The 20,726-nt window shown below is 66.1% G+C and carries 19 protein-coding genes and 3 pseudogenes; 13 read left to right on the top strand and 9 right to left on the bottom strand.

From position 1 onward, the window contains the following. Together ACLP9N_RS05195 and ACLP9N_RS05190 are read left to right on the top strand one after the other, a co-directional pair. Positions 1-873 (top strand): glucosyl-3-phosphoglycerate synthase (locus ACLP9N_RS05195; RefSeq protein ID WP_442406379.1); only part of this gene is annotated, 873 nt, incomplete at its 5' end. Between the two features lie 15 nt (positions 874-888). Next, complete coding sequence (locus ACLP9N_RS05190; protein ID WP_442406378.1) at positions 889-1,236, top strand: DivIVA domain-containing protein; 348 nt, start codon at positions 889-891, stop codon at positions 1,234-1,236. A 120-nt stretch (positions 1,237-1,356) separates the two neighbouring features. Here the strand turns inward: ACLP9N_RS05190 and ACLP9N_RS05185 are convergent, their stop codons facing one another. After that, positions 1,357-2,076 carry an RNA-guided endonuclease InsQ/TnpB family protein gene (locus ACLP9N_RS05185; protein ID WP_442406377.1) on the bottom strand — a complete coding sequence of 240 codons (720 nt, stop codon included), beginning with the start codon at positions 2,074-2,076 and terminating at the stop codon, positions 1,357-1,359. Positions 2,077-2,139: 63 nt separating this feature from the next. Beyond that, positions 2,140-2,469 carry a helix-turn-helix domain-containing protein gene (locus tag ACLP9N_RS05180; protein WP_442406376.1) on the bottom strand — a complete coding sequence of 110 codons (330 nt, stop codon included), beginning with the start codon at positions 2,467-2,469 and terminating at the stop codon, positions 2,140-2,142. A 95-nt stretch (positions 2,470-2,564) separates the two neighbouring features. On the opposite strand from ACLP9N_RS05180, the gene ACLP9N_RS05175 reads away from it, so the two are divergent. Continuing rightward, a complete protein-coding gene (locus ACLP9N_RS05175; RefSeq protein ID WP_442406375.1) occupies positions 2,565-3,146 on the top strand; it encodes a DNA-3-methyladenine glycosylase I in 582 nt (193 codons plus the stop codon). A 177-nt stretch (positions 3,147-3,323) separates the two neighbouring features. Continuing rightward, positions 3,324-3,491, top strand: a complete 168-nt coding sequence (locus ACLP9N_RS05170; protein WP_324860929.1) for a DUF3117 domain-containing protein — start codon at positions 3,324-3,326, stop codon at positions 3,489-3,491. Positions 3,492-3,506: 15 nt separating this feature from the next. On the opposite strand, the gene glgA is transcribed toward ACLP9N_RS05170, so the two are convergent. After that, positions 3,507-4,670 carry a glycogen synthase gene (gene glgA / locus ACLP9N_RS05165; protein ID WP_442406374.1) on the bottom strand — a complete coding sequence of 388 codons (1,164 nt, stop codon included), beginning with the start codon at positions 4,668-4,670 and terminating at the stop codon, positions 3,507-3,509. Positions 4,671-4,827: 157 nt separating this feature from the next. Between glgA and glgC the strand changes: the two genes are divergently transcribed. Further along, a complete protein-coding gene (glgC, locus tag ACLP9N_RS05160; RefSeq protein WP_442406373.1) occupies positions 4,828-6,045 on the top strand; it encodes a glucose-1-phosphate adenylyltransferase in 1,218 nt (405 codons plus the stop codon). A 286-nt stretch (positions 6,046-6,331) separates the two neighbouring features. Then, a pseudogene (locus ACLP9N_RS05155) lies at positions 6,332-7,363 on the top strand (IS110 family transposase); the annotation flags it as partial. Positions 7,364-7,387: 24 nt separating this feature from the next. On the opposite strand, the gene ACLP9N_RS05150 reads toward ACLP9N_RS05155, so the two are convergent. Genes ACLP9N_RS05150 through ACLP9N_RS05140 form a run of 3 tightly spaced genes read right to left on the bottom strand, consistent with a single transcriptional unit; the run spans position 7,388 to position 10,965 of the window. Further along, a complete protein-coding gene (locus tag ACLP9N_RS05150) occupies positions 7,388-8,854 on the bottom strand; it encodes an FAD-dependent oxidoreductase (protein ID WP_442406372.1) in 1,467 nt (488 codons plus the stop codon). Beyond that, positions 8,851-9,759, bottom strand: coding sequence for a biphenyl-2,3-diol 1,2-dioxygenase (bphC, locus tag ACLP9N_RS05145; protein WP_442406371.1), 909 nt, complete (start codon positions 9,757-9,759; stop codon positions 8,851-8,853). Before bphC ends, ACLP9N_RS05150 begins: the two co-directional genes overlap by 4 nt. A gap of 12 nt (positions 9,760-9,771) precedes the next feature. After that, positions 9,772-10,965, bottom strand: a complete 1,194-nt coding sequence (locus tag ACLP9N_RS05140; protein WP_442406370.1) for an acyl-CoA dehydrogenase family protein — start codon at positions 10,963-10,965, stop codon at positions 9,772-9,774. 177 nt (positions 10,966-11,142) lie between these two features. Between ACLP9N_RS05140 and ACLP9N_RS05135 the strand changes: the two genes are divergently transcribed. The 3 genes and pseudogenes from ACLP9N_RS05135 to ACLP9N_RS05125 form a co-directional block, all read left to right on the top strand. Then, on the top strand, positions 11,143-12,756 hold the full coding sequence (locus ACLP9N_RS05135; RefSeq protein ID WP_442406387.1) for a flavin-containing monooxygenase: 1,614 nt from the start codon (positions 11,143-11,145) through the stop codon (positions 12,754-12,756). Beyond that, positions 12,756-13,043: pseudogene (locus tag ACLP9N_RS05130) on the top strand (SDR family NAD(P)-dependent oxidoreductase); the annotation flags it as partial. The gene ACLP9N_RS05135 and the pseudogene ACLP9N_RS05130, both read left to right, overlap by 1 nt. Continuing rightward, positions 13,025-13,435 (top strand): annotated as a pseudogene (locus ACLP9N_RS05125) (PaaI family thioesterase); the annotation flags it as partial. The pseudogenes ACLP9N_RS05130 and ACLP9N_RS05125, both read left to right, overlap by 19 nt. A 79-nt stretch (positions 13,436-13,514) precedes the next feature. Here the strand turns inward: ACLP9N_RS05125 and ACLP9N_RS05120 are convergent. Genes ACLP9N_RS05120 through ACLP9N_RS05110 form a run of 3 tightly spaced genes read right to left on the bottom strand, consistent with a single transcriptional unit; the run spans position 13,515 to position 16,672 of the window. Further along, a complete protein-coding gene (locus ACLP9N_RS05120; RefSeq protein ID WP_442406369.1) occupies positions 13,515-14,285 on the bottom strand; it encodes a DUF2127 domain-containing protein in 771 nt (256 codons plus the stop codon). 54 nt (positions 14,286-14,339) lie between these two features. Beyond that, complete coding sequence (locus ACLP9N_RS05115; RefSeq protein WP_442406386.1) at positions 14,340-15,728, bottom strand: MmgE/PrpD family protein; 1,389 nt, start codon at positions 15,726-15,728, stop codon at positions 14,340-14,342. Between the two features lie 29 nt (positions 15,729-15,757). After that, complete coding sequence (locus ACLP9N_RS05110; RefSeq protein ID WP_442406385.1) at positions 15,758-16,672, bottom strand: IclR family transcriptional regulator; 915 nt, start codon at positions 16,670-16,672, stop codon at positions 15,758-15,760. Between the two features lie 98 nt (positions 16,673-16,770). Here ACLP9N_RS05110 and ACLP9N_RS05105 point away from each other — a divergent pair, with 98 nt between their 5' ends. The 4 genes from ACLP9N_RS05105 (at position 16,771) to ACLP9N_RS05090 (ending at position 20,678) form a co-directional block, all read left to right on the top strand. After that, positions 16,771-17,829 (top strand): zinc-binding dehydrogenase, encoded by a 1,059-nt coding sequence (locus ACLP9N_RS05105; protein WP_442406384.1) that lies wholly within the window; start codon positions 16,771-16,773, stop codon positions 17,827-17,829. Continuing rightward, the gene (locus ACLP9N_RS05100; RefSeq protein ID WP_442406368.1) at positions 17,822-18,235 is read left to right on the top strand and encodes a nuclear transport factor 2 family protein; all 414 of its coding nucleotides are present in this window, start codon (positions 17,822-17,824) and stop codon (positions 18,233-18,235) included. The genes ACLP9N_RS05105 and ACLP9N_RS05100 overlap by 8 nt, the downstream gene beginning before the upstream one ends. A gap of 9 nt (positions 18,236-18,244) precedes the next feature. Next, positions 18,245-19,063, top strand: coding sequence for an SDR family NAD(P)-dependent oxidoreductase (locus tag ACLP9N_RS05095; RefSeq protein ID WP_442406367.1), 819 nt, complete (start codon positions 18,245-18,247; stop codon positions 19,061-19,063). Positions 19,064-19,379: 316 nt separating this feature from the next. Next, complete coding sequence (locus ACLP9N_RS05090; RefSeq protein ID WP_442406383.1) at positions 19,380-20,678, top strand: sodium:proton exchanger; 1,299 nt, start codon at positions 19,380-19,382, stop codon at positions 20,676-20,678. Positions 20,679-20,726 lie beyond the last annotated feature (48 nt).

Below are 20,726 nucleotides of genomic sequence, written 5' to 3'. Positions count from 1 at the left end.
GCTCTCGACGAGGAAGAAACCATCGAGTCGGTGATCGACAGCATCTCGCCCCTGGTCCGGGACCGTGGGGGCCTGGTCGACGAGCTGATCGTGCTCGACTCGGGTTCCACAGACGAGACCGAGATTCGGGCCATCGCCGCAGGCGCCCGCGTCGTCAGCCGCGAGCAGGCGTTGCCGGAGGTCCCGTCGCGGCCCGGCAAGGGCGAGGCGCTGTGGCGCTCACTGGCGGCCACCAGCGGCGACATCGTGGTGTTCGTCGACTCCGACCTGATCAACCCGCACCCGATGTTCGTGCCGTGGCTGGTCGGCCCGCTGCTCACCGGCGACGGCATCCACCTGGTCAAAAGCTTCTATCGGCGGCCGCTGAATGTCAGCGACGCGAGTGGCGGCGCGGGTGCCACCGGGGGCGGGCGGGTCACCGAGCTGGTGGCGCGGCCTCTGCTGGCGGCGCTGCGGCCGGAGCTGGGCTGCGTGCTGCAGCCGCTCGGTGGCGAGTACGCGGCCACTCGGGAACTGCTGATGTCGCTGCCGTTCGCCCCGGGCTACGGCGTGGAGATCGGCCTGCTGGTCGACACGTTCGACCGGTTGGGCCTGGACGCGATCGCGCAGGTCAACCTCGGTGTGCGGGCGCACCGCAACCGGCCGCTGGCGGAGCTGGGCGTGATGAGCCGCCAGGTCATCGCGACCCTGCTGTCGCGGTGCGGCATCCCCGACTCGGGCGTCGGGCTGACCCAATTCTTCGCCGACGGCCTCGACGGCCTCGACGGCCCCGACGGCCCCGACGGCCCAGGGGGCTCGGGAAGCTATACCCAGCGCACGTCGCCGGTGTCGCTGGTGGACCGGCCGCCGATGAACGGGTTGCGGCCGCGTTAGGGCAATATCGTTCCCGTGGCGTTGGTGTTGCTCTACCTGGTGGTTCTCGTCCTGGTGGCGATTGTGCTGTTCGGCGCCGGCAGCCTGCTGTTCGGCCGCGGTGAGCAGCTACCGCCGCTGCCGAAGGGGACGACGGCGACGGTGCTGCCGGCGTTCGGGGTCACCGGCGCCGACGTCGACGCCGTCAAGTTCACTCAGGTGCTGCGCGGCTACAAGACCAGCGAAGTGGACTGGGTGCTGGACCGGCTCGGTCGGGAGCTCGAGGCGCTGCGTGGGCAGCTGGCGGCGCTGCAGGCCGCGCCGGCCCCCGAAACCGAGCACGACGCGGTGGAACCTGAGGACGCCGAGAAGGACAAGTATTGACGTCCTCCACCGGTTTAAGCCGGTGGATTCCAACCCTTCTCCGTCTCACCTAGGCGGCAGGAGAGCAAGGTTGAGGTTCACGGTTCGCAGACCGGCTAGCGCCGAGGTCTCCCCGTGCTGTCACCGCCCGTCCGGCGGCGATGTTGCGTGCGGCGTTGACGTCCGCGTTGCACGGCCGGCACTGCAGGCGACGCACTGGAAAACCGCTTGGCTCTTGCGGTTTTCGGGCGCGATGTGCCCGCAGTAAGAGCATCGTTGCGACGTGTACGCCGCCGGGACGAATTCCAGCCGTCCCGAGGCCTTGTGCTGCAGCCGGGCCACCAGCAGTCCCCACCCTTGGCGGCTGATCTGGCGGTTGAGGCCCCGTTTCTGCGCGACGCGGGTGCCCGGGTGTTCACGTGTCCCGCGCGCCGAGCGGGTCATGGCGCGCACGTTCAAGTCCTCGACGCGGATGGTGTCGAAGCGGCGCGCCACCTCGCTGGTGGTCTTTTCCACCCAGTCACGGCGGCGATCTGTTTCACGGGCACGCAACCGCGCAATGGCCAGCCTTGTTCGTGCGCGCCGCTGAGATCCGCGCTGCGCCCGGGCCAGCCGCTGCTGCAATCGGCGCAGCCGCTGGGTTTCGCTGGCGCGAAGGCCAGAAACCCGCAGCAGCTGCCCGCTGGACAGGGCAACCGAGACCGCCACGCCGCGATCGATGCCCACCACGCTGCCATCACCGGGGCCCGCGATGGGGTCGGGGATGGCGGCAAAAGCGATGTGCCAGCGCCCCGAGCGATCCAAGGTGACTCGGTAGGACTTCACGGTGTCGGCGATGGCGCGGGTCCAGCGGAAGCGCACCCATCCGACCTTGGGTATCCAGACCTGTCCGTAGCGGCGGTTGAGCCGTGTGATGTGGCGCGGTTAGACTCCGACCTGCCGGAATCCTTCATGCTTGCCCGCTTTGCGCCACGTGGGGCGACGGTGGGTGCCGTGAAAAAAGTTGCGCATCGCTTGGGCGAAGTCGCGCAACGCTTGAAGCTGCACGGTCTGCGACCCGGCCGCCAGCCAATCGTATTCCGTGCGTGCCGCTGTCAACTGGGCACATTGCTCGTGGTAGCGGGGCGGCTGGCGGCCCGGCTGCCAGTGCTGCTGCTGCTCCACGGCAAGATTCCACACAAACCGAGCATGACGACAGTGCTCGACCAATACCGCCGCCTGCTCGACACTGGGAAGCAACCGAAACCTGCCCACATCGAAAACCTAGGCAGCACCACCGACAACGCGCTGTAAGGAGGGAAGCGGCGTTTTCTCCCCTGGCCAAAGGGGGTTTCCACGCCGCAAGCCTGATGGACGACGACGGCCTGATCCGCTGCGGCTGGGCGGGACTTCGTTCCGGGCCCCACGCCGAGCTGTACCGCGACTATCACGACCAGGAGTGGGGCCGCCCGCTGCACGATGGGGTGGCGTTGTTCGAGCGGATGAGCCTGGAGGCCTTTCAGAGCGGCCTGTCGTGGCTGATCATCCTGCGTAAGCGGGATAATTTCCGGCGCGCGTTCTCCGGGTTCGACGTCGAGAAGGTGGCCCGCTTTAGCGATGCCGATGTGCAGCGGCTGCTGGCCGATGACGGAATCGTCCGCAACCGGGCCAAGATCGAGGCGACCATCGCCAACGCGCGTGCGGCCGCCGACCTGGGATCCCCCGACGACCTGTCCGGGCTGCTGTGGTCGTTCGCGCCGCCACCGCGGCCCCGCCCCGCCGACGGTTCCGAAATCCCCTCGGCCAGTACCGAATCGAAAGCGATGGCGCGCGAATTGAAACGCCTCGGGTTCCGCTTCGTCGGCCCCACCACCGCCTATGCGCTGATGCAGGCGACTGGGATGGTCGACGACCACATCCGCGACTGCTGGGTGGCCCCAGTGACGCGGTGAGGCACGGTGAAGCGCGACTTAACGGGTCTTTGTGCACCTATCGGCCTCGATAGGGAACAATGGGGGGGTGATTTGGCAGTTCAATGTCGGGTATGGCTGGGAATCCACTGGCGGGGCATGCTCGGCGCCGACCAGGTCCGCGACCGCGGGTCAGCTCAAATCTGGAGGGAGCACTCGATGGCGGCGATGAAGCCCCGGACCGGCGACGGTCCTCTGGAAGCAACAAAGGAGGGGCGCGGCATCGTGATGCGGGTACCACTGGAAGGCGGCGGTCGACTCGTCGTCGAGCTCACGCCTGACGAAGCGGCCGCGCTCGGCGACGAACTCAGGGGCGTCACCAGCTAACCCCCCGACACGGGGTTACGCGCACACCTTCCGGTAGATGTTCAGCGTTTGCTCGGCGACCTGCGCCCAGGAGAATTCCTCGATGCAGCGCTGACGTCCCGCGCGCCCGTAGCGCCCCGCTCTTTCGGGGTCGGCGACCAGCTCATTGACCGCCTCGGCCAACCTGGCCCGGTAACCCACCGGGTCGTCGCCGTCGTAGTGCACCAGCGACCCGGTGACCCCATCGGCGACCGCTTCGGGTATCCCGCCGACGTCGGAGGCCACCACCGCGGTGGCGCAGGCCATCGCCTCGAGGTTCACGATTCCCAACGGCTCATACACCGACGGGCACACGAAAACCGTTGCCGCCGAAAGTATTTCACGTAGCTTGCCGATGGGCAGCATGTCCCGGATCCAGTACACGCCGGTGCGGCTGCGGGCCAGGCCGGCCACCGCGGTCCGCACTTCCTCGGCTATCTCCGGGGTGTCGGGCGCGCCGGCGCACAGCACCAACTGCGCCTCGGGGCTGAACTGGTGCGCGGCCGCTACCAGGTGGGCGACGCCTTTCTGCCGGGTGATCCGCCCGACGAACGCCACGATCGGCCGGCTTTTGTCCACCCCGAGCTCGGCCAGCACGGAGCCGGTGCCCACGGGCCCGGCCGGGTACCACACGTCGGTGTCGATCCCGTTGCGGATGACGTGCACCAGGCTCGGGTCCAGGGTCGGGTAGACCCGCAGCATGTCCTCGCGCATGCCGTTACTCACCGCGATGATGGCGTCGGCGCCCAGCATGGCGGTGTGCTCCACCCATGTCGAAACCCGATAGCCGCCTCCGAGTTGCTCGGCCTTCCACGGCCGCAGCGGCTCAAGGGAATGCGCGGTCAGCACATGGGGAATGTCATAGATCATTGCGGCCAGATGCCCGGCCATGCCGGTGTACCAGGTGTGGGAGTGCACCACGGTGGCCGCCGACACCGCATTGGCCATCACCAGGTCCGATGACAAGGTGGACAGCGCGGCGTTGGCGCCTTGCAGCCGCGGGTCGGGCTGATGGGCGAAGGCGCCGGGGCGGGGCTCGCCCATGCAGTGCACGTCGACCGCGCACAGGCGGCGCAGCTGCGCAACCAGTTCGGTGACGTGTACGCCGGCCCCGCCGTAGACTTCCGGAGGGTACTCCCGAGTCATCATCGCCACCCGCATACTCCGCACCGTAACGGGACGACGACGCGACTCGCCAGCCGAGACGGGCAGGAGCCGCCAAATTTGGCTCGACTGGGCGGCCGTTTTAGCCCATCGGGACAGGGCGTTTGGGCGTTTCCCCCTGGCAGTGGCACCCGGCTGCCGATAGGTTTGACCCATGAGGGAAGCGCCGCCACACGTGCTGGGCATTGTCCTGGCCGGCGGTGAGGGCAAGCGGTTGTATCCGCTCACCGCGGACCGGGCCAAACCCGCGGTTCCCTTCGGTGGCGCCTATCGCCTGATCGATTTCGTGCTGTCCAATCTCGTCAACGCCCGCTACCTGAGGATCTGCGTTCTCACGCAATACAAGTCGCATTCACTGGACCGTCACATTTCGCAGAATTGGCGGTTGTCCGGTCTGGCGGGCGAGTACATCACTCCGGTGCCGGCGCAGCAGCGCCTGGGCCCGCGCTGGTACACCGGCTCGGCCGACGCGATCTATCAGTCGCTGAACCTGATTTACGACGAAGACCCTGACTACATAGTCGTTTTCGGCGCCGATCACGTGTACCGGATGGATCCCGAGCAGATGGTCCGGTTCCATATCGAGAGCGGAGCCGGAGCGACGGTGGCCGGCATTCGGGTGCCGCGCTCGGAGGCGCACGCGTTCGGGTGCATCGACGCCGACGACTCCGGCCGCATCCGCGGTTTCGTCGAAAAACCACTGGAACCGCCGGGGACCCCGGACGACCCCGGCGCCACGTTCGTCTCGATGGGCAACTACATCTTCACCACCAAGGTGCTCATCGACGCGATTCGCGCCGACGCCGACGAGGACCATTCCGATCACGACATGGGTGGCGACATCGTCCCGCGCCTGGTCGACGACGGGATGGCCACGGTTTACGACTTCAGCGACAACGACGTGCCCGGTGCCACCGACCGCGACCGGGCTTACTGGCGTGACGTCGGGACGCTGGACGCGTTCTACGACGCGCACATGGACCTGGTGTCGGTGCATCCGGTGTTCAACCTGTACAACAAGCGCTGGCCGATCCTGGGCGCATCGGAGAACCTGGCGCCGGCGAAGTTCGTCAACGGCGGTTCGGCTCAGGAGTCGGTGGTCGGTGCCGGCAGCATCATCTCGGCGGCCTCGGTGCGCAACTCGGTGCTGTCGTCGAATGTCGTGGTCGACGACGGCGCGATCGTGGAGGGCAGCGTGATCATGCCCGGCGTTCGGGTCGGCCGCGGCGCGGTGGTGCGGCACGCGATCCTGGACAAGAACGTCGTCGTCGGGCCCGGCGAGATGGTTGGCGTGGACCTGGAGAAGGACCGCGAGCGGTTCGCGATCAGCGCCGGGGGCGTGGTCGCGGTGGGCAAGGGCGTCTGGATTTAGCTGCACTGAGACACAAAAGCCCCTAATTTCATGCCGAAATGGGGGCTTTTATGTCTCAGTGTCAGGGTGACATTGCCGCGTTGCGGTGGTTGGGTCTGGATCACCTGGTGTTTGGCTCATTTTGTGTCTGTCGCCTTCGGGTTGGCTTGGAGCGGTAGTGCCGGCACCAGGTGAGACGGACCGACCGGCGTGACTTGATAGGAGCGTGGCATTCGCCCCGACTGAGATGTGTCCGCCGGCCGGCCCAACCTCAACACCCCTGTAAAAAGTGAAGGAGGCAACCTCCATGGTTGTTGTTGGAGCCGATGTGCACAAGCGCACGCACACTTTCGTTGCCGTCAGTGAGGTGGGGCGCGAGCTGGGCGAGAAGACGGTCAAGGCGACCAGCGCCGGGCATCTCAAGGCGATCATGTGGGCCCATGAACAGTTCGGCAGCGAGCTGATATGGGGCATCGAGGACTGCCGCAACATGTCGGCGCGTCTGGAGCGTGATCTGCTCAGCGCGGGGCAGAAGGTGGTGCGGGTGCCTACCAAGCTGTCCCACCAGACCCGCAAGTGTGCGCGTACCCGGGGCAAGTCTGATCCCATTGATGCGCTGTCGGTGGCGCGAGCGGTGCTGCGTGAACCCGACCTGCCGGTGGCCTGCCATGATGAAATCTCGCGCGAGTTGAAGTTGCTCACTGATCGCCGCGAAACCCTTGTGGCCCAACGCACTGCGGCGATCAATAGGTTGCGCTGGTATGTCCATGAACTCGACCCTGAGCGGCAGCCAGGCTCGCTGGATACGGCCAAACATCAGCAGGCGTTGCAGGTGTGGCTGGACACCGTGGCCGCGATGGTGGGCGAGATGGCCCGCGCCGAGCTGGCCGACATCATCCGGCTCACCGCCGAGAGCAACATCTTGGCCAAGCGCATCAGCGACCGCGCCCGCCAGGTCGCACCAACGCTGCTAGAGGTGTTTGGCTGCGCGGGGCTGACCGCGGCCAAGATCGTCGGAGAAGCCGCCGGAGTGACTCGTTTCAAAAGCGAGGCCGCCTTTGCCTACCACGCCGGGGTAGCACCCATCCCGGTCTGGTCGGGTGAGTCCGCCGGCCGGGTCCGACTATCTCGCTCGGGCAACCGCCAACTCAATGCCGCGCTATACCGGATCGCCATCACCCAGATCGCTCATCCCGGCCGCGGACAGAACTACTACCGCAAGCTGATCAGCGAAGGAAAAACCAAGAAAGACGCCCTGCGCTGCCTCAAACGCCGTCTATCGCACACCGTCTTCCAAGCCCTCAAGGCCGACCACCAGACCGCCCAACGCACCGCCGCTTGACATAGGAGCTACTGTTCGCGGCTAGTTTCGGGCCGCGGAGCGGCCAGCGCGGCGACCGTAGAAGCTGCCGTCTCCGAGTGAGATGCCGCTGGCGTAACCCCAGGCTGCCAATCCGGCCGTGGACCGGCCCGCGGCGAAGAGCCCGGGAATCGGCTCGCCGCTCACATGCAGCACCTCGGCATCCAACGAGGTCCGCAGGCCGCCCAGGGTGAACCCGCCGGTGTTCTCGCGCAGGTCGATCGCGCCGACCGGGGAGCCGATCGGCTTGAGCCACTCGGACTTCTTGTGCAGCAGTGGGTCCTCACCGCGCGCGGCGCCCTCGTTGTAGGCGACCACGGTCGCCTGCAGCGAACCGGGTGCCAGGCCCATGTCGCGTTCCAGGTCGGCGACGGTGTCGGCCACCCAGGTCGCCGGCCGCAGCATGAACTTGGGCGACCACGAGTTCATCGCTTCGTCCTGGGCGTCGCTGTCGATGATCAGGTACGCCGTATTGTCCTGCTGGTAGAGCGTGAGCTGACCGATACGGCCCGGGTAGGTGTCCTCGGCGACGTAGCGCTGACCACGGCCGTTGACCAGGATGCCGCGCACCAGTTGTTGAGGGTCGATGAAGATGGCGACCTCGGTGGCGTCCATGTGGGCCAGGTCGGCTCCCAGCGCCTGCGCCATCCGGATCGCCTGCCCGTCGTGCTGCTCGATCGACGCGGCCGGGCGTCCGGCGATCCGCGGCGCATACTGCGCGACCATCGCGTCGTTGTAAGCGAAGCTGCCCGCCGCGAGCACAACGCCGGTGCGTGCGCGAATCACCAGCTCGGTGCCGTAGCGACGGGCGCGCAGCCCAACCACCCGGCCGTCGGAGTCCACGACCAGCGACTGCACGCGCACGTCGTAGAGCGCCCGGGCGCCGGCCGCGGTGGCCGTCTCGACGAGCGGCTTCATCAGCATGTAGCCGGCGCTGGCTTCGCCCTGCTTCTTGTTCTGCATCTGCGGCACATGCCCGCGCGGGGCAGGCATGGCAATTGTGTTGAAGGGGAACGAATTTTCGCCGCCGCTGTACATCAGGCCCTGATCGCCCATGGGTTCCCAGCCCGGCTCGGAGAAGAACTCCTCCTTGAACGGCACACCGCAGCCGACCAGCCAGTCGAAGTGCGCGACGCTGCCGGCGCAATAGTCGGCGATCCGGTCGGTGTCGGCGCCGGGACCCATCGCAACGTTGAGGAACGCCGCCATGTTGTCGACGGAATCGTCGAAACCACAAGCCTTTTGCAGCGCGGTGCCACCACCGAGGTAGATGAACCCGCCCGCCATCGCCGCCGCACCGCCCCAGGACCCGGTGCGTTCGGCCACCAGGACATCGGCGCCGGCGCGAGCGGCTTCGACCGCCGCGGCGGCACCCGCGACCCCGTAGCCGGCGATGACGACGTCGGCTTCGTCGTCCCAGGCCGTGATTGACGCGGCCGGAACGGGTTTGACGTCCCGGTCGCCGGTCACAGCCGCATTGCCGCGGGCATCTCACCGACCCACTGGTGGCCCCAGTAGCTGTCGGCGGTAATTTCCTCTGCGGTGTAATAGTTTTCGTCTACCCGCATGCCATCGGTGCCGAACTCGATGTCCCAATCACCGGGCGCGCGGACGTAGAACGAGACCATCTTGTCGTTGGTGTGCCGGCCCAGCGTGGATGATAATTGGAAGCCCTCGGCGTTGATGCGATCCAGGGCCTGACCCACGGCGTCGAGGGTGTCGACCTCCACCATGATGTGCACCAGGCGTGGGTCTCGCTGGTTCGCGGCCGGGACGATCGCCAGGCTGTGGTGGCGTTCGTTGATGCCGAGGAAGCGGACCCGCACCGGGCCGAACTCTTTCGGCAGCGGCACCCGGAACGCGCCGCGGGAGCGGAATCCGAGAACCTCGGTGTAGAAGTCGAAAAGCCCGTTGGGATCGGTGGCCGGCACGACGACGTGGCCCATGCCCTGGTCGCCCGTAACGAATTTCGCGCCGAACGGGGTGATCACCGGGCTGTGGTCGAGCACCGCACCGTGAAACACCTCGAGTGTGGTGCCGGCCGGGTCCTCGAAGGCGATCGCCTCTTCCACGCGGCGGGTCTCGGTCTCTTCCGTGGACAGCTGTTTGAACGGCACCCCGGCACCATCGAGGGCAGCTTTGACCCGCTGCTGACCCGGGTGATCGCGCACTTCCCACCCGACCGTAAGCACCCGGTCGGTCTCGCCCGGCACCACGATGAGCCGCGCCGGGCGCTCGTCCATCCGCAAATACAACGCCGACGGGTCGGGTCCCTTGCCCTCGGCGAAGCCCAGGACACCGAAGGCGAACTGCCGCCAGCGGTCGATGTCATTGGTCGAAATAGTGATGTAGCCAAGGCTTTTCAGGTCGCTCATGAAAGCGTTCTCCTAGATCAGGGCCCTTAGGGGACCTTCCGGCGGCTCGACGCCGAGCGAACTCAGCGCCGACGCGTGGTACGTGGTACCGGGGACATGGATGGCATGCATGTGCCCGACATGCACATCGCGCCAATACCGCTGCAACGGTTTGTCCATCCGCGCCGCGTTGCCGCCCGACCGGGCGAAGATCTCGTCGACCGCCGACACCGCGCGCCACACCGCGCGGACCTGAGTGCGGCGACCGGCCGCGCGGTCCGCGAACGACACCTCCTTGCCGGCAGCGACCAGGTCGTAGATGCGGTCGGCATTGGCCAGCAGCTCCTGGCGGGCGGCATTGATGTCGGCTGCCGCCTCGCCGACGGCGTACATGACGTAGGGGTCGTCCTTGATCGCGGTTCCCGTGGCGCCGACGCGCTCCCGCTGATAGTCCAGGTGCGCGGCGAGCGCTCCCTCGGCGATGCCGATGGTCGCCGCGGAGATGCCCAGCGGGAACATCGTCGACCACGGCATCAGATATAACGGCTCGGTCATGCCGGCCTCACGCTGGGCGGTGCCGTCCATCACCTTCGTCGCATCCATGGTCCGGTAGGCCGGGACGAACGCGTCCTTGACGATGACATCCTTGGAGCCGGTTCCCCGCAGCCCCATGACATTCCACGAGTCTTCGACGATCTCGTAGTCTTTGCGGGGCAGGATCATGTGCAACATCTGGGGCGGCATCAGCGGGATGCCCTTGTCGTCGCCGAGCATCGCGCCCAGGATGATCCAGTCGCAATGGTCGGTGCCCGAGCTGAACTGCCAGCGGCCGTTGAAGATATAGCCACCGGCCCCCCCGTCAATGGGCTTGGCCACGCCCTGCGGCGCGTACGGGGAGGCCATCCAGGTGTCGACGTCGTCGGCCCATATCTCGGCGGGCACTTTCGGGTCCGCGTAAGCCAACTGGTAGGGGTGCACACCCACCACGCCGACGATCCAGCCGGCGGCCGGGTCCAGTGCCGCGGTGGCCATCACCGTCTCGGCGAACTCGCGGGGGTGGGCCTCAAACCCGCGGTACTGCTTGGTCTGCAGCAGCCGGATCAGTCCGGCCCCTTTCATGAGCTTGACGGTGTCGTCGGTGAGCCGGCCGATCTTCTCGGCTTCCGCCGCCTGTTCCCGCAACTGGTCGGCCAAGGCCATAACCCGGTCGATAACACGTTCGCTCATACTGCCGTCCTTACTCTGTGGGCGTAGATATGGTCTACCGCAGTCCGCGCCGCGACTCACCGTCATCCCGGTGAGCGGGTCAAAACTCGAGCCAAAACTCGAGGATGCATGAGCCGACGGTCCCGGTGACCGGGACGGGGCTGGGCCGCGGATGACAGAACACCTACGGTGACTCTTGTGGACAACGCCGGCGATCAGCTTCTCGACGCAGTGGTGGTGGGCGCCGGATTCGCCGGCCTCTACGCGCTACACAAGCTGCGCAGCCAAGGGCTCTCGGTGCGGGTGCTCGAGGCCGCGCCCGAGTTGGGCGGCACGTGGTACTACAACCGGTACCCGGGTGCGCGCTGCGACGTCGAAAGCGTCGACTACTGCTACTCGTTCTCCGACGAATTGCAGCAGGAGTGGAACTGGACCGAGAAATACGCCACCCAGACCGAGATACTGCGCTACCTGAACTGGGTCGCCGACAAACTCGACCTGCGCCGGGACACCGCCTTCAACACCCGGGTCGTCTCGACGGTGCTGGACGAGGCGACACTGCGCTGGACGGTCACCACCGACGACGGCGAGGTCCTCACGGCGCGGTTCTGCCTGATGGCGACCGGGCCACTCTCCGCCGCACTGACCCCGAGCTTCAGCGGCCTGGACACCTTCGCCGGTGAGATCTACCACACCGCGCACTGGCCCCACCACAACGTCGACTTCACCGGTAAGCGGGTGGCGGTCATCGGCACCGGATCCTCTGGCATTCAATCGATTCCGATCATCGCCGAGCAGGCCGCGCACCTCTACGTCTTCCAGCGGACCCCCAACTACAGCATCCCGGCGGGGAACAGGCCGTTGTCCGCCGAGGAGATGGACGACATCAAAGCGGGCTACGCCGAGCGGCGTCGGCTGTCATGGCGCAGCGGCGGCGGATCACCGCACATCACCGCATCCAAACCGACCATGGAGTTCACCCCCGAGGAGCGCCGCGCTGCGTACGAAAAGCGTTGGCAGCTAGGCGGTGTGCTGTATTCCAAGACATTCCCGGATCAGACGGCCGACATGACGGCCAACGACGAGGCGCGCAAGTTCTACGAGGAGAAGATCCGGGCCATCATCGATGACCCGGCGACCGCCGACCTGTTGATTCCCAATGACCATCCCATCGGCACCAAGCGAATCTGCACAGACAGCAACTACTTTCAGACTTTCAACAGGCCCAACGTGTCGCTGATCAGCGTGCGGGACACCCCGATCGAATCCGTCGACGCCGCGGGAATCAACACCACCGACGCACATTACGACCTCGACGTGATTGTGCTGGCAACTGGTTTCGATGCGCTGACCGGCGCACTGGCCAAGATCGACATCGTCGGCCGCGACGGCACCGTGCTGCGCGACTACTGGGAGCACGGCCCCCGTACGTATCTGGGACTGGGTGTCGACGGGTTTCCCAATCTGTTCGTGATTTCGGGTCCGGGAGCACCAGCGGTGCTGGCGAACATGGTGCTGCACGCCGAGGCGCACGTGAACTGGATCGCCGATGCCATCGCCCATCTCGACAACCACGGTTACGCCGCAATGGAACCGACGCGCGACGCCGTGGACGGCTGGGTCGCCGAATTGGCCCGACGCGCCGATGCGTCGCTGTTCATCAAAGCCAATTCGTGGTACCTGGGCGCCAATGTTCCTGGAAAGCCGCGGGTTTTCATGCTGTTCATCGGTGGCTTCGCGACGTACAACGACATTTGCGCGGAGATCGCCGACGCCGGTTACAAGGGCTTCGATCTGATCAAGACGTCGTGATGACCGGATTGCTCGACAAGGTCGTCTTGGTCACTGGGGCCGCCCGCGGCACCGGACGCACGCACTGCACGCGGTTCGCCGACGAAGGGGCCGACGTGATCGCGCTCGACTTTGCGGACGCTGCCGGCGAATTGCGCGATCTGGCAACCGAAATCGAAAAGCGTGGCCGGAGCTGTGCGACGGGCCTGGCCGACGTCAGCGACCTCGATGCCGTTACGGCCGCGGTCGATGCCGGCTTCGCGCAACTGGGGCGTCTGGACGTCGTCGTCGCACCATTGCCTGGGGCAACGCCGTGATCGGCCTGCGCAATCCGGTCGCGCCGCCCCTGGTGATACACCACGAGCCCGACGGACGGGTGTGGTCCGAATTCGTTCTCGGCGTACCCTACGAAGGCCCGCCCGGCCATGTCCACGGCGGCGTGTGCGCGCTGATCCTCGACCACGTGCTGGGCGCGACGGCGCACCAGCCGCATCGACCCGCCTACACCGGCACCCTGATCCTGCGCTATCTGCGCAAGACAGAGCTCGGGCGGGCGTTGCGCGCAGAGGCTCATGTCGAGCGCGTGGATGGCCCGAAAACATTCGCCACCGGCCTCATCGCCGACGACGACGGCCCGACGGTCGAAGCGGAGGGCATCTTCATCCATCCCAAGGTCGACCCGCCGCCGCGCGACACTTAAATGGCAGCGAAGACACGCCGAGAAACGTCGCCCTGTCTGCAATCTCGGCGAGTCAGCCCCCTGCTTGACGAGCGGGGCGTCAGTTCGTCACGGCGGCGCGCTCGACATCCAGCAGTTGCTCGCCACGTCGTTCCTCGTCGTAGGCTTTTCGGCCACCCCGCAGACCGAACAACCGCTTCGACACCAGCAGATAGATCACCGCGGCCACATTGATGGTGAAGGTCACCAGGCGAGTCATCGTGATGCCCTTGGCCAAGTCATGGATTTCCAGCGGCAAAAAGACCGAGGTGGCTATCACCGCGAAGTACTCACCCCAGCGTTTCAGCAACCACAGGCCGACGCCTTCGACGACCTCCAGTAGCGCGTAGGCCGCCAGCATCAGGGTCAGCAGGGCCAGTGTGGATGGCCTGGCGGCCAGCGCCTTTTCCAGCTCGTGCACGATCGTCATCTGGTCGACCTTGAATCCGGCGGCGCGAAAGATCGGCAGGTCGCGATCCAGCGTGGCCTGGATGGCACCGCGCGCACCGCGAAACTTCCAGACCGCGTAGGCCGCGAGCGCGATCACCACCGCCCGAAACAAGCGTTCGACCGCCAGCGTGCGAATGATGACGGCCTGGCGCAAAGCCTTGCCGCGCATGATCATCGGCGCGTCGTCGGCGTGGCCGTGTGCGTGGGGTTCGCCGAGGGTGAACTCTCCGCAACGCAGGCAGCGCCAGACTTCGCCCAGTCCCGTTTTGCCGCTCAGCCGGTCGGCGAGTGCCTCCTCGTCGGGCGCATAGGTGACGTGCCCGCCGAGGGCGCAGGTGACCAATTCCCACCGGTTGATGCCGCCATTTTTCGCACTTGCCACGAGCCGATCATCCAGTGCGGGCAGCAAACGACGCAAGGGGACGCGCTGCGCAACTCAGAGTCGTACCCTGCTGCGGGGGCGTAGGGCGACGCGGCTCGCCGCGCCCAGCAGGCCGGTCAGCTCGGCGACGGGAATCTCGTCGATGTGGTCGACCGCGGCGACGATGTCGGTGCGCAACGCCTCGTCGCAGAACGGCTCGGCAAGCCAGTGGAACTTCTCCACGACACGTTCCCAGGACATCGGCCGGGTGGGCGATCCCTCGTAATCGGACTCTTCGCGGCTGAATTCCCGCCCGGCGCGGGTGATCACGTGCACCCGGGCCGCGGTGCGTTGCGGGTAGTCCGCGGTCAGGTCGGCCGCGGGCTTGACTTCGACCCGTGCCAGCAGGCCCTGGACGTCGGCGCGCTGGACGCGTTCGGTTTCAAGCTGTTCGGGTCCCACGCCGCCGTCGAGGAGTGCGACCGCACTGAGGTACTTGAGGTTGTAGTCGGCCTGCTCCTTGGTCCACGGGTGGTCCTTTTCGCCATATGCTCCCCCACCGGCAAAGTCGTAAGCGCCCTGAAAGACCTCGAGGTTCACCCGGGCGACATCGTCGCCGCGCAGATTGTTCTCGGTGCGGATCGCCAGCACCGCATCAATGATGACCTGCCCGTGAATGAGTGAGCAGTACTGCTTGAGGTAGGTCTGTTCGACGGCGGTGAGTCCGCGGTCAGCGGTGTGGAAATCGATGGGCTGATCGAAGAGCTGCACCAAACCCTGCGGGCCTTCGAACAGCGACTTGGGCCCTGTGACGCCGCGGCCGGCCAACATCGTTGTATAGACAGCGCGCATGCCGGTGATGGCGGGCGAGATGCCCTTCCAATTCGACACCGGTTCGGCGTGCACGCCGGCAAGCGACACGTTGTCGGCTGCGGACGCGGCGATCGCGTTGGCGGTCTGTTCGGCGTCCAGTCCGAGCAGCTTTGCCGACCCCGCAGCCACCGACATCGCCAGCTGCAGTGCGTGATTGAGCCCGCGCGCCATCACGGGAACCTCTGCGCTGAACCGGCATTGGATCTCGTAGGCCACCGCGAGGGCCAGCAGAAAATCCGCTCCGGTGGCGTCGACGTGCTCGGCTACAGCCAGGACCGCGCCGAAGTTGTCGGCGGGATGGCACAGTCCTCCCACCGTCAGATAGGTGTCGAGCAAATCGGGGTACCGCACCAGCACCGCGTTGAAGAACGCGGCCTGGTCCACCGATGCGCGTCCGCCACCAACAAGTGTCGCGCTGCGACGGCCGCCGAATTGCTCGGTGTGCTCGCGCAGCGTCGCGATCAGCTCGCCAGCCAGTGATCCGACGGCGCACGCAATGCTGTCCAGCACATTGCGTTTCAACATCGCCCGGGACCGCCCGGTCAGATCCGCCTGACCCGCACCGGCGACGAAGCCCCCGAGATTGTCCACAACATAGTTATGCGGCATGGCTTCTCGTCTCATAACGCGCTACTTGCAGCGAGGGCAGCCACCGGATCCGGATGTCGATGCGATGCGCTGATTGCATTCGTTTCGTCGGTGAGCTTGTTGCCGATGACCCGGATCTGCCGCGAGCTGAGGGGGCACAGCGGATGCACGGCCACCATCAGGGCGACTTGCTGGCGCTGGTCGAAAACCGGTGCGGCAATGGTGACTACGGGCTGTTTTCGGCGACCGGGGTTGTCGTCGGAGAGGAAGCCGATGGTGGTGAACTCGACGAGCAGCTGGTCCATGATGTGGCGCACCGGCGTCGGCATCTCGTTGCTGTCCAACGTGCCGACCACCTGCACGGCCTGCGCCAGCGCAGGCGTTGTCCAGTCGACGTCGTATCCACGCTCGCGTGTGTGTTCCAATACGCGTTCGAGGCGCTTCGTGCGATCAATGTTGCTGCCCGCACCACGGCGGATCCATGCCCGCTGTTCCTCGTCGGTGTCCCAGGCGGCCAGCGCCACCCCGAACGGCGGAGCATACGGGATGCGATCACCCGGTATTCCCGATGGCTGGGTGGCGGCGTCACCCTCGAATGCGGTGACCACCAACGAATCACCGAACCGCTCGACCACAGAGCCGGCGTAACCGACTTCGCGGGAGAGTCGCAGCGCGGCGTCACGAGCGGCGTGCGCGAGTGGGCGAGCGGTATCCGTCCGCGCAGCCACGACGGCGAGTGCGGGCCCAAGAGTAAAGGTCTTCGCGACCGGGTCGCGGCTGGCCCAGCCACGATCACACAGCGTCTTCAGGATCGCGTGTGCCGTCGCCTGCGTCAGATCGAGCTCGCGCACGACATCGGAGAATCGCAGCGGCATGTTTCCGGACCGCGCCAGGAGCTCCACGACATCAAGTACCCGGGCGGTCGGCGCCGACGGCGATCCGCGAATCGCTTGACTCCTTTACGACGAGATTTCTACAGTTATAGCGAACATTCGAGATCTTATATCGATTATTCGAGAAAAACGAGGCTGGCGCATTGCGTGCTGTGGTGTTGAGGAATGGCCGACTAGAGGTCAGCGAGACATCCGACCCAGAACCCGGAACAGGTGAGCTGTTGCTGCGGACGCTGAGCACCGCGATTTGTGCATCCGACGTGCACTTCATGGACCACCCCGAGCTCGCCATTGACGACCCGACCGGCCGCTCGCTCTACGACGCCGACCGTGACATCGTGCTCGGCCACGAGTTCGTCGGCGAGGTCATCGGCCATGGACCCGGTTGCACCGACCAGTTCGCCCTCGGCACAAGGGTAACGGCGATGCCGGTACGCCTCGTGGACGGCGGGGCCGGCGGCATGCGGATCATCGGTCAGCACCCCGAAGCGCAGGGGAGTTTCGCCGAGCTGCTGGTGGTTTCGGAAGCGGCGGCCAAGCCCGTCTCGGGCGATGTCTCCAGCGATGCCGCCGCGCTGACCGATGCGTTCGCCGTCGGCGAGTTCTATGTCCGCTCGGCGCAGATGCAGCCGGGCGAGATCGCCATTGTCATCGGCGCCGGCGCGATCGGGCTCTCGGCCGTCGCGGCCCTGGTCAGCCGCGGTGTCGAGCCGATTATCGTGGCGGACTTCAAGTCCGATCGCCGCGAGCTGGCCCGTGACCGCTTCGGCGCGCACATCGTGGTCGATCCGGCCGAGAAGTCGGTTTTCGACGCGTTCCGGGAAGCTCGCGCCGAACACGGATTGCCCGGCCCGGCAGTCATTTTCGAGTGCGTAGGCGCGGCCGGACTCATCCAGAGCATCGTGGAATCCGCCGAGATGGCCACCCGCATCTACTGCGCGGGTGGCTGGTACACCGGCGACACGCTAGACATCACCACCGCCACCCGTCAAGGCGTCACAATCCAATTCGGTGGCGGCCCACATCCGCAGGACTGGTACGGGACTCTGGACGCCATCGCCGCGGGGCGGCTGGATCCGCTGCCCAGCGTGGGCAAGATCATCACCCTCGACGAAGTGCCCGACGCGCTCGACCTCGCGCGGCGGTCCGACGGTCCGCCGCGGATCGTCGTCCATCCGAACGGACCCCAAACGGAGAAGCCGCATGACTGAACGCGAAGACCGCCAAGACATTTCCGATCTGCTGGTGCGCTACGCGACCGGCATCGACCGACGTGACTGGCCGCTGTTCCGCACCGTGTTCACCGACGACTGCGAGCTCGACTACGGCGAGATCGGCGTGTGGAAAGGCGTCGACGCCGTCGCGGATTTCATGGAACAGGTCCACGCCATGGCGGGACACACGATGCACCGGCTGAGCAATCAGGCCATCGCGGTCCACGGCGATACGGCCGCCGCCCAGACCTACATCGACGGACTGATCATGGCTGCCGACAACAAATCTGGCGTCAACCCGGTCGGTTTCTACGACGACGAAATCGTCCGGACATCCGACGGCTGGCGCATTGCACGCCGGCGCTACACCCAGGTGCGTCTGACTACCGTCGGCGAAACGTAAGGACTGCCAGTGACATTTGCCAGCAAGTATGGACCGTGGGCGCTCGTCGCCGGTGCTTCCGACGGATTGGGTGCCGCATTCGCCACGGGACTCGCCGAGCGCGGCGTCAACGTCGTGCTGCTGGCACGCCGACAGGAAGTGCTCAACCAGGTTGCGGCCGAGATCGAATCCGGGACGCAGGCCAAAACCCGTACTCTCGCTCTAGACCTCGCACAGTCGGGCGCGACAACGGCAATCGCCGAGGCCACCGCCGACTTGGAGATCGGGTTTCTGGTGTACTGCGCCGGCGCCGACCCGAATTACCAGCCTTTCCTATCCAATTCGATCGCGGCGGCCGAAGCGATGGTGCACCGCAACTGCATGGTGCCGATGCAGCTGTGCCACCACTTCGCTGCGGCCATGGTCCAGCGCGGCAGCGGCGGAATCGTCATCTTCGGATCCGGCGCCGGATTGGCCGGCGGACCCAACATGGTCGCCTACGGTGCCTCCAAGGCATTCGACATGGTCTTCGCCGAAGCGCTGTGGTCCGAGCTGCACGACAAGGGCGTCGACGTGCTTGGCCTGATCCTGGGCAAGACAAATACGCCCGCACTGCGCGAGCTCGAACACAGCCGCGGCCAGATCAGCTCACCCGACGAGGCGCCACCGGGCGCGGCCGCCGTGGACGACGTGATTGCCGAGGCCTTCAAGAACCTCACCAACGGCCCGACCTTATTCGTGGGTGAGGCGATGCGTGCCGCCGAGCAGCTGACAAGTTCGCTGACCCGCAAGCAGACGGTCGAACTCTTCGCGCAAATGGCCGCCGCGGCGATGGGTCAACCCGGCTAACGGTTGCTCGCCGGAACACGGGGCCGCAACATAGGTGGGTCGACGGAACTTTGGGTGCCGGCATCGCGTCGTACTGGATGTCAAGTTCCACACATGTCGATGAAACGTTTTGCCAAAGTTTGGAGTTAGGCCCGCCTAATTTTTCGGTTCGTGGCACCTGGCCAGCAAAGATGACTCGGCGGATGTCGACACTTTGCCTATCCCCTACGTTGCTGGGTGAGGGTCGGGCAGGTACGGTGTGCAGGAGGTCACCAACGGACGCAGAAGTAACCACCACCGATTACCTATGTCGATGAAGTCGATGGATTCTGAAGAAATGCTTGCCGTGGACCGCCCCGCTGCTTCCGCCCCGACCACGGCTCGCGCGCCGTGGCGCATCCTGACCCGTTCGGCGGTGATCACCGCCGCGTTTATCACCCCGGCACTGGTGGTCCGCATTTCCGGCCTGCATCCCAACCCGGTCGCCGCCCTGCTGATCTACGGAGCCGCGGTGGTCGCCGCCAGCTTCCTGTTGGCGTGGGCCGCCGAAGCCGCACAGATCGACGTCTCCGGAGGCCTCGCGATCGCGGTGCTCGCAGTGATCGCGGTGCTGCCCGAATACGCCGTCGACCTCTACTACGCGTATGTGTCTGGCCACGTACCGGAATACACGCAGTACGCCGCGGCCAACATGACCGGGTCCAACCGGCTGTTGATGGGCCTGGGGTGGCCGGTCGTGGTACTGGTCGGCATTGTCGTGGCGCGCAAACTCGGCGCCAACAAGCCTAGTAAACCCGCTGGTTTGGCGTTGGAACCGGCCAACCGGTTGGAACTCGGGTTCTTGCTGATCGCCGGTATGGTCGCTTTCCTCATACCCGCGACCGGCCACATCCACCTGGTGCTGGGGCTGGCGCTCCTGGCCTGGTTCGGCTTCTACCTCTACAAGGTCAGCCACGGCGATGTGGAAGAACCCGACCTGGTCGGCACCGCCGCCGCCCTCGGGCGGCTGCCCGACCGTGGCCGGCGCATAGCTGTCTTCGGTCTGTTCGCGACGTCGTGCGCGGTGATCTTGCTCTGCGCCAAGCCATTCGCCGACAATCTGGTTTCCGCCGGTACCGAGCTGGGCATCGATCGGTTCCTGCTGGTGCAATGGTTGGCGCCGCTGGCCTCGGAGGCCCCCGAGTTCATCGTCGCGACCATTTTCGCCAGCCGCGGCAAGGGCACGGCGGCCATCGCCACGCTGATCTCATCCAAGGTCAACCAGTGGACGCTGCTGATCGGGTCACTGCCGGTGTCCCACCTGCTAGGCGGTGGCGGGTTCTCCCTGGCGCTCGATCCTCGGCAGGTGGAGGAAGTGTTGCTGACGGCCACCCAAACGCTGATGGGTGTTGCGCTGATCCTAGGGCTGCGTTTCCACCGAGCTACCGCCTGGGCGCTACTGGTGCTGTTCGTCGCCCAGTTCCCGATCAACTCGACCCACGGGCGCCTGCTGCTCTGTGGCATCTATACCGTGGTAGCTATCGCCGGGCTCATCATCAATCGCCGACACCTGGCTGCCACCGTTCGGGCGCCGTTCATGGGCACGGCCGTCCGCCATGGCGGTCACCCCCACGAGCCGTCAGAGCTCGTGGATTAACCGCATACACGGCGAGTTAGCCCCCTATTCTTAGCCACTGGGTTATGC

It is taken from the genome of Mycobacterium sp., assembly GCF_052144515.1.
Taxonomy (GTDB): domain Bacteria; phylum Actinomycetota; class Actinomycetes; order Mycobacteriales; family Mycobacteriaceae; genus Mycobacterium.
Note: the sequence above shows the minus strand (reverse complement) of the source record. Positions and strands in the feature narration are given on the sequence as shown.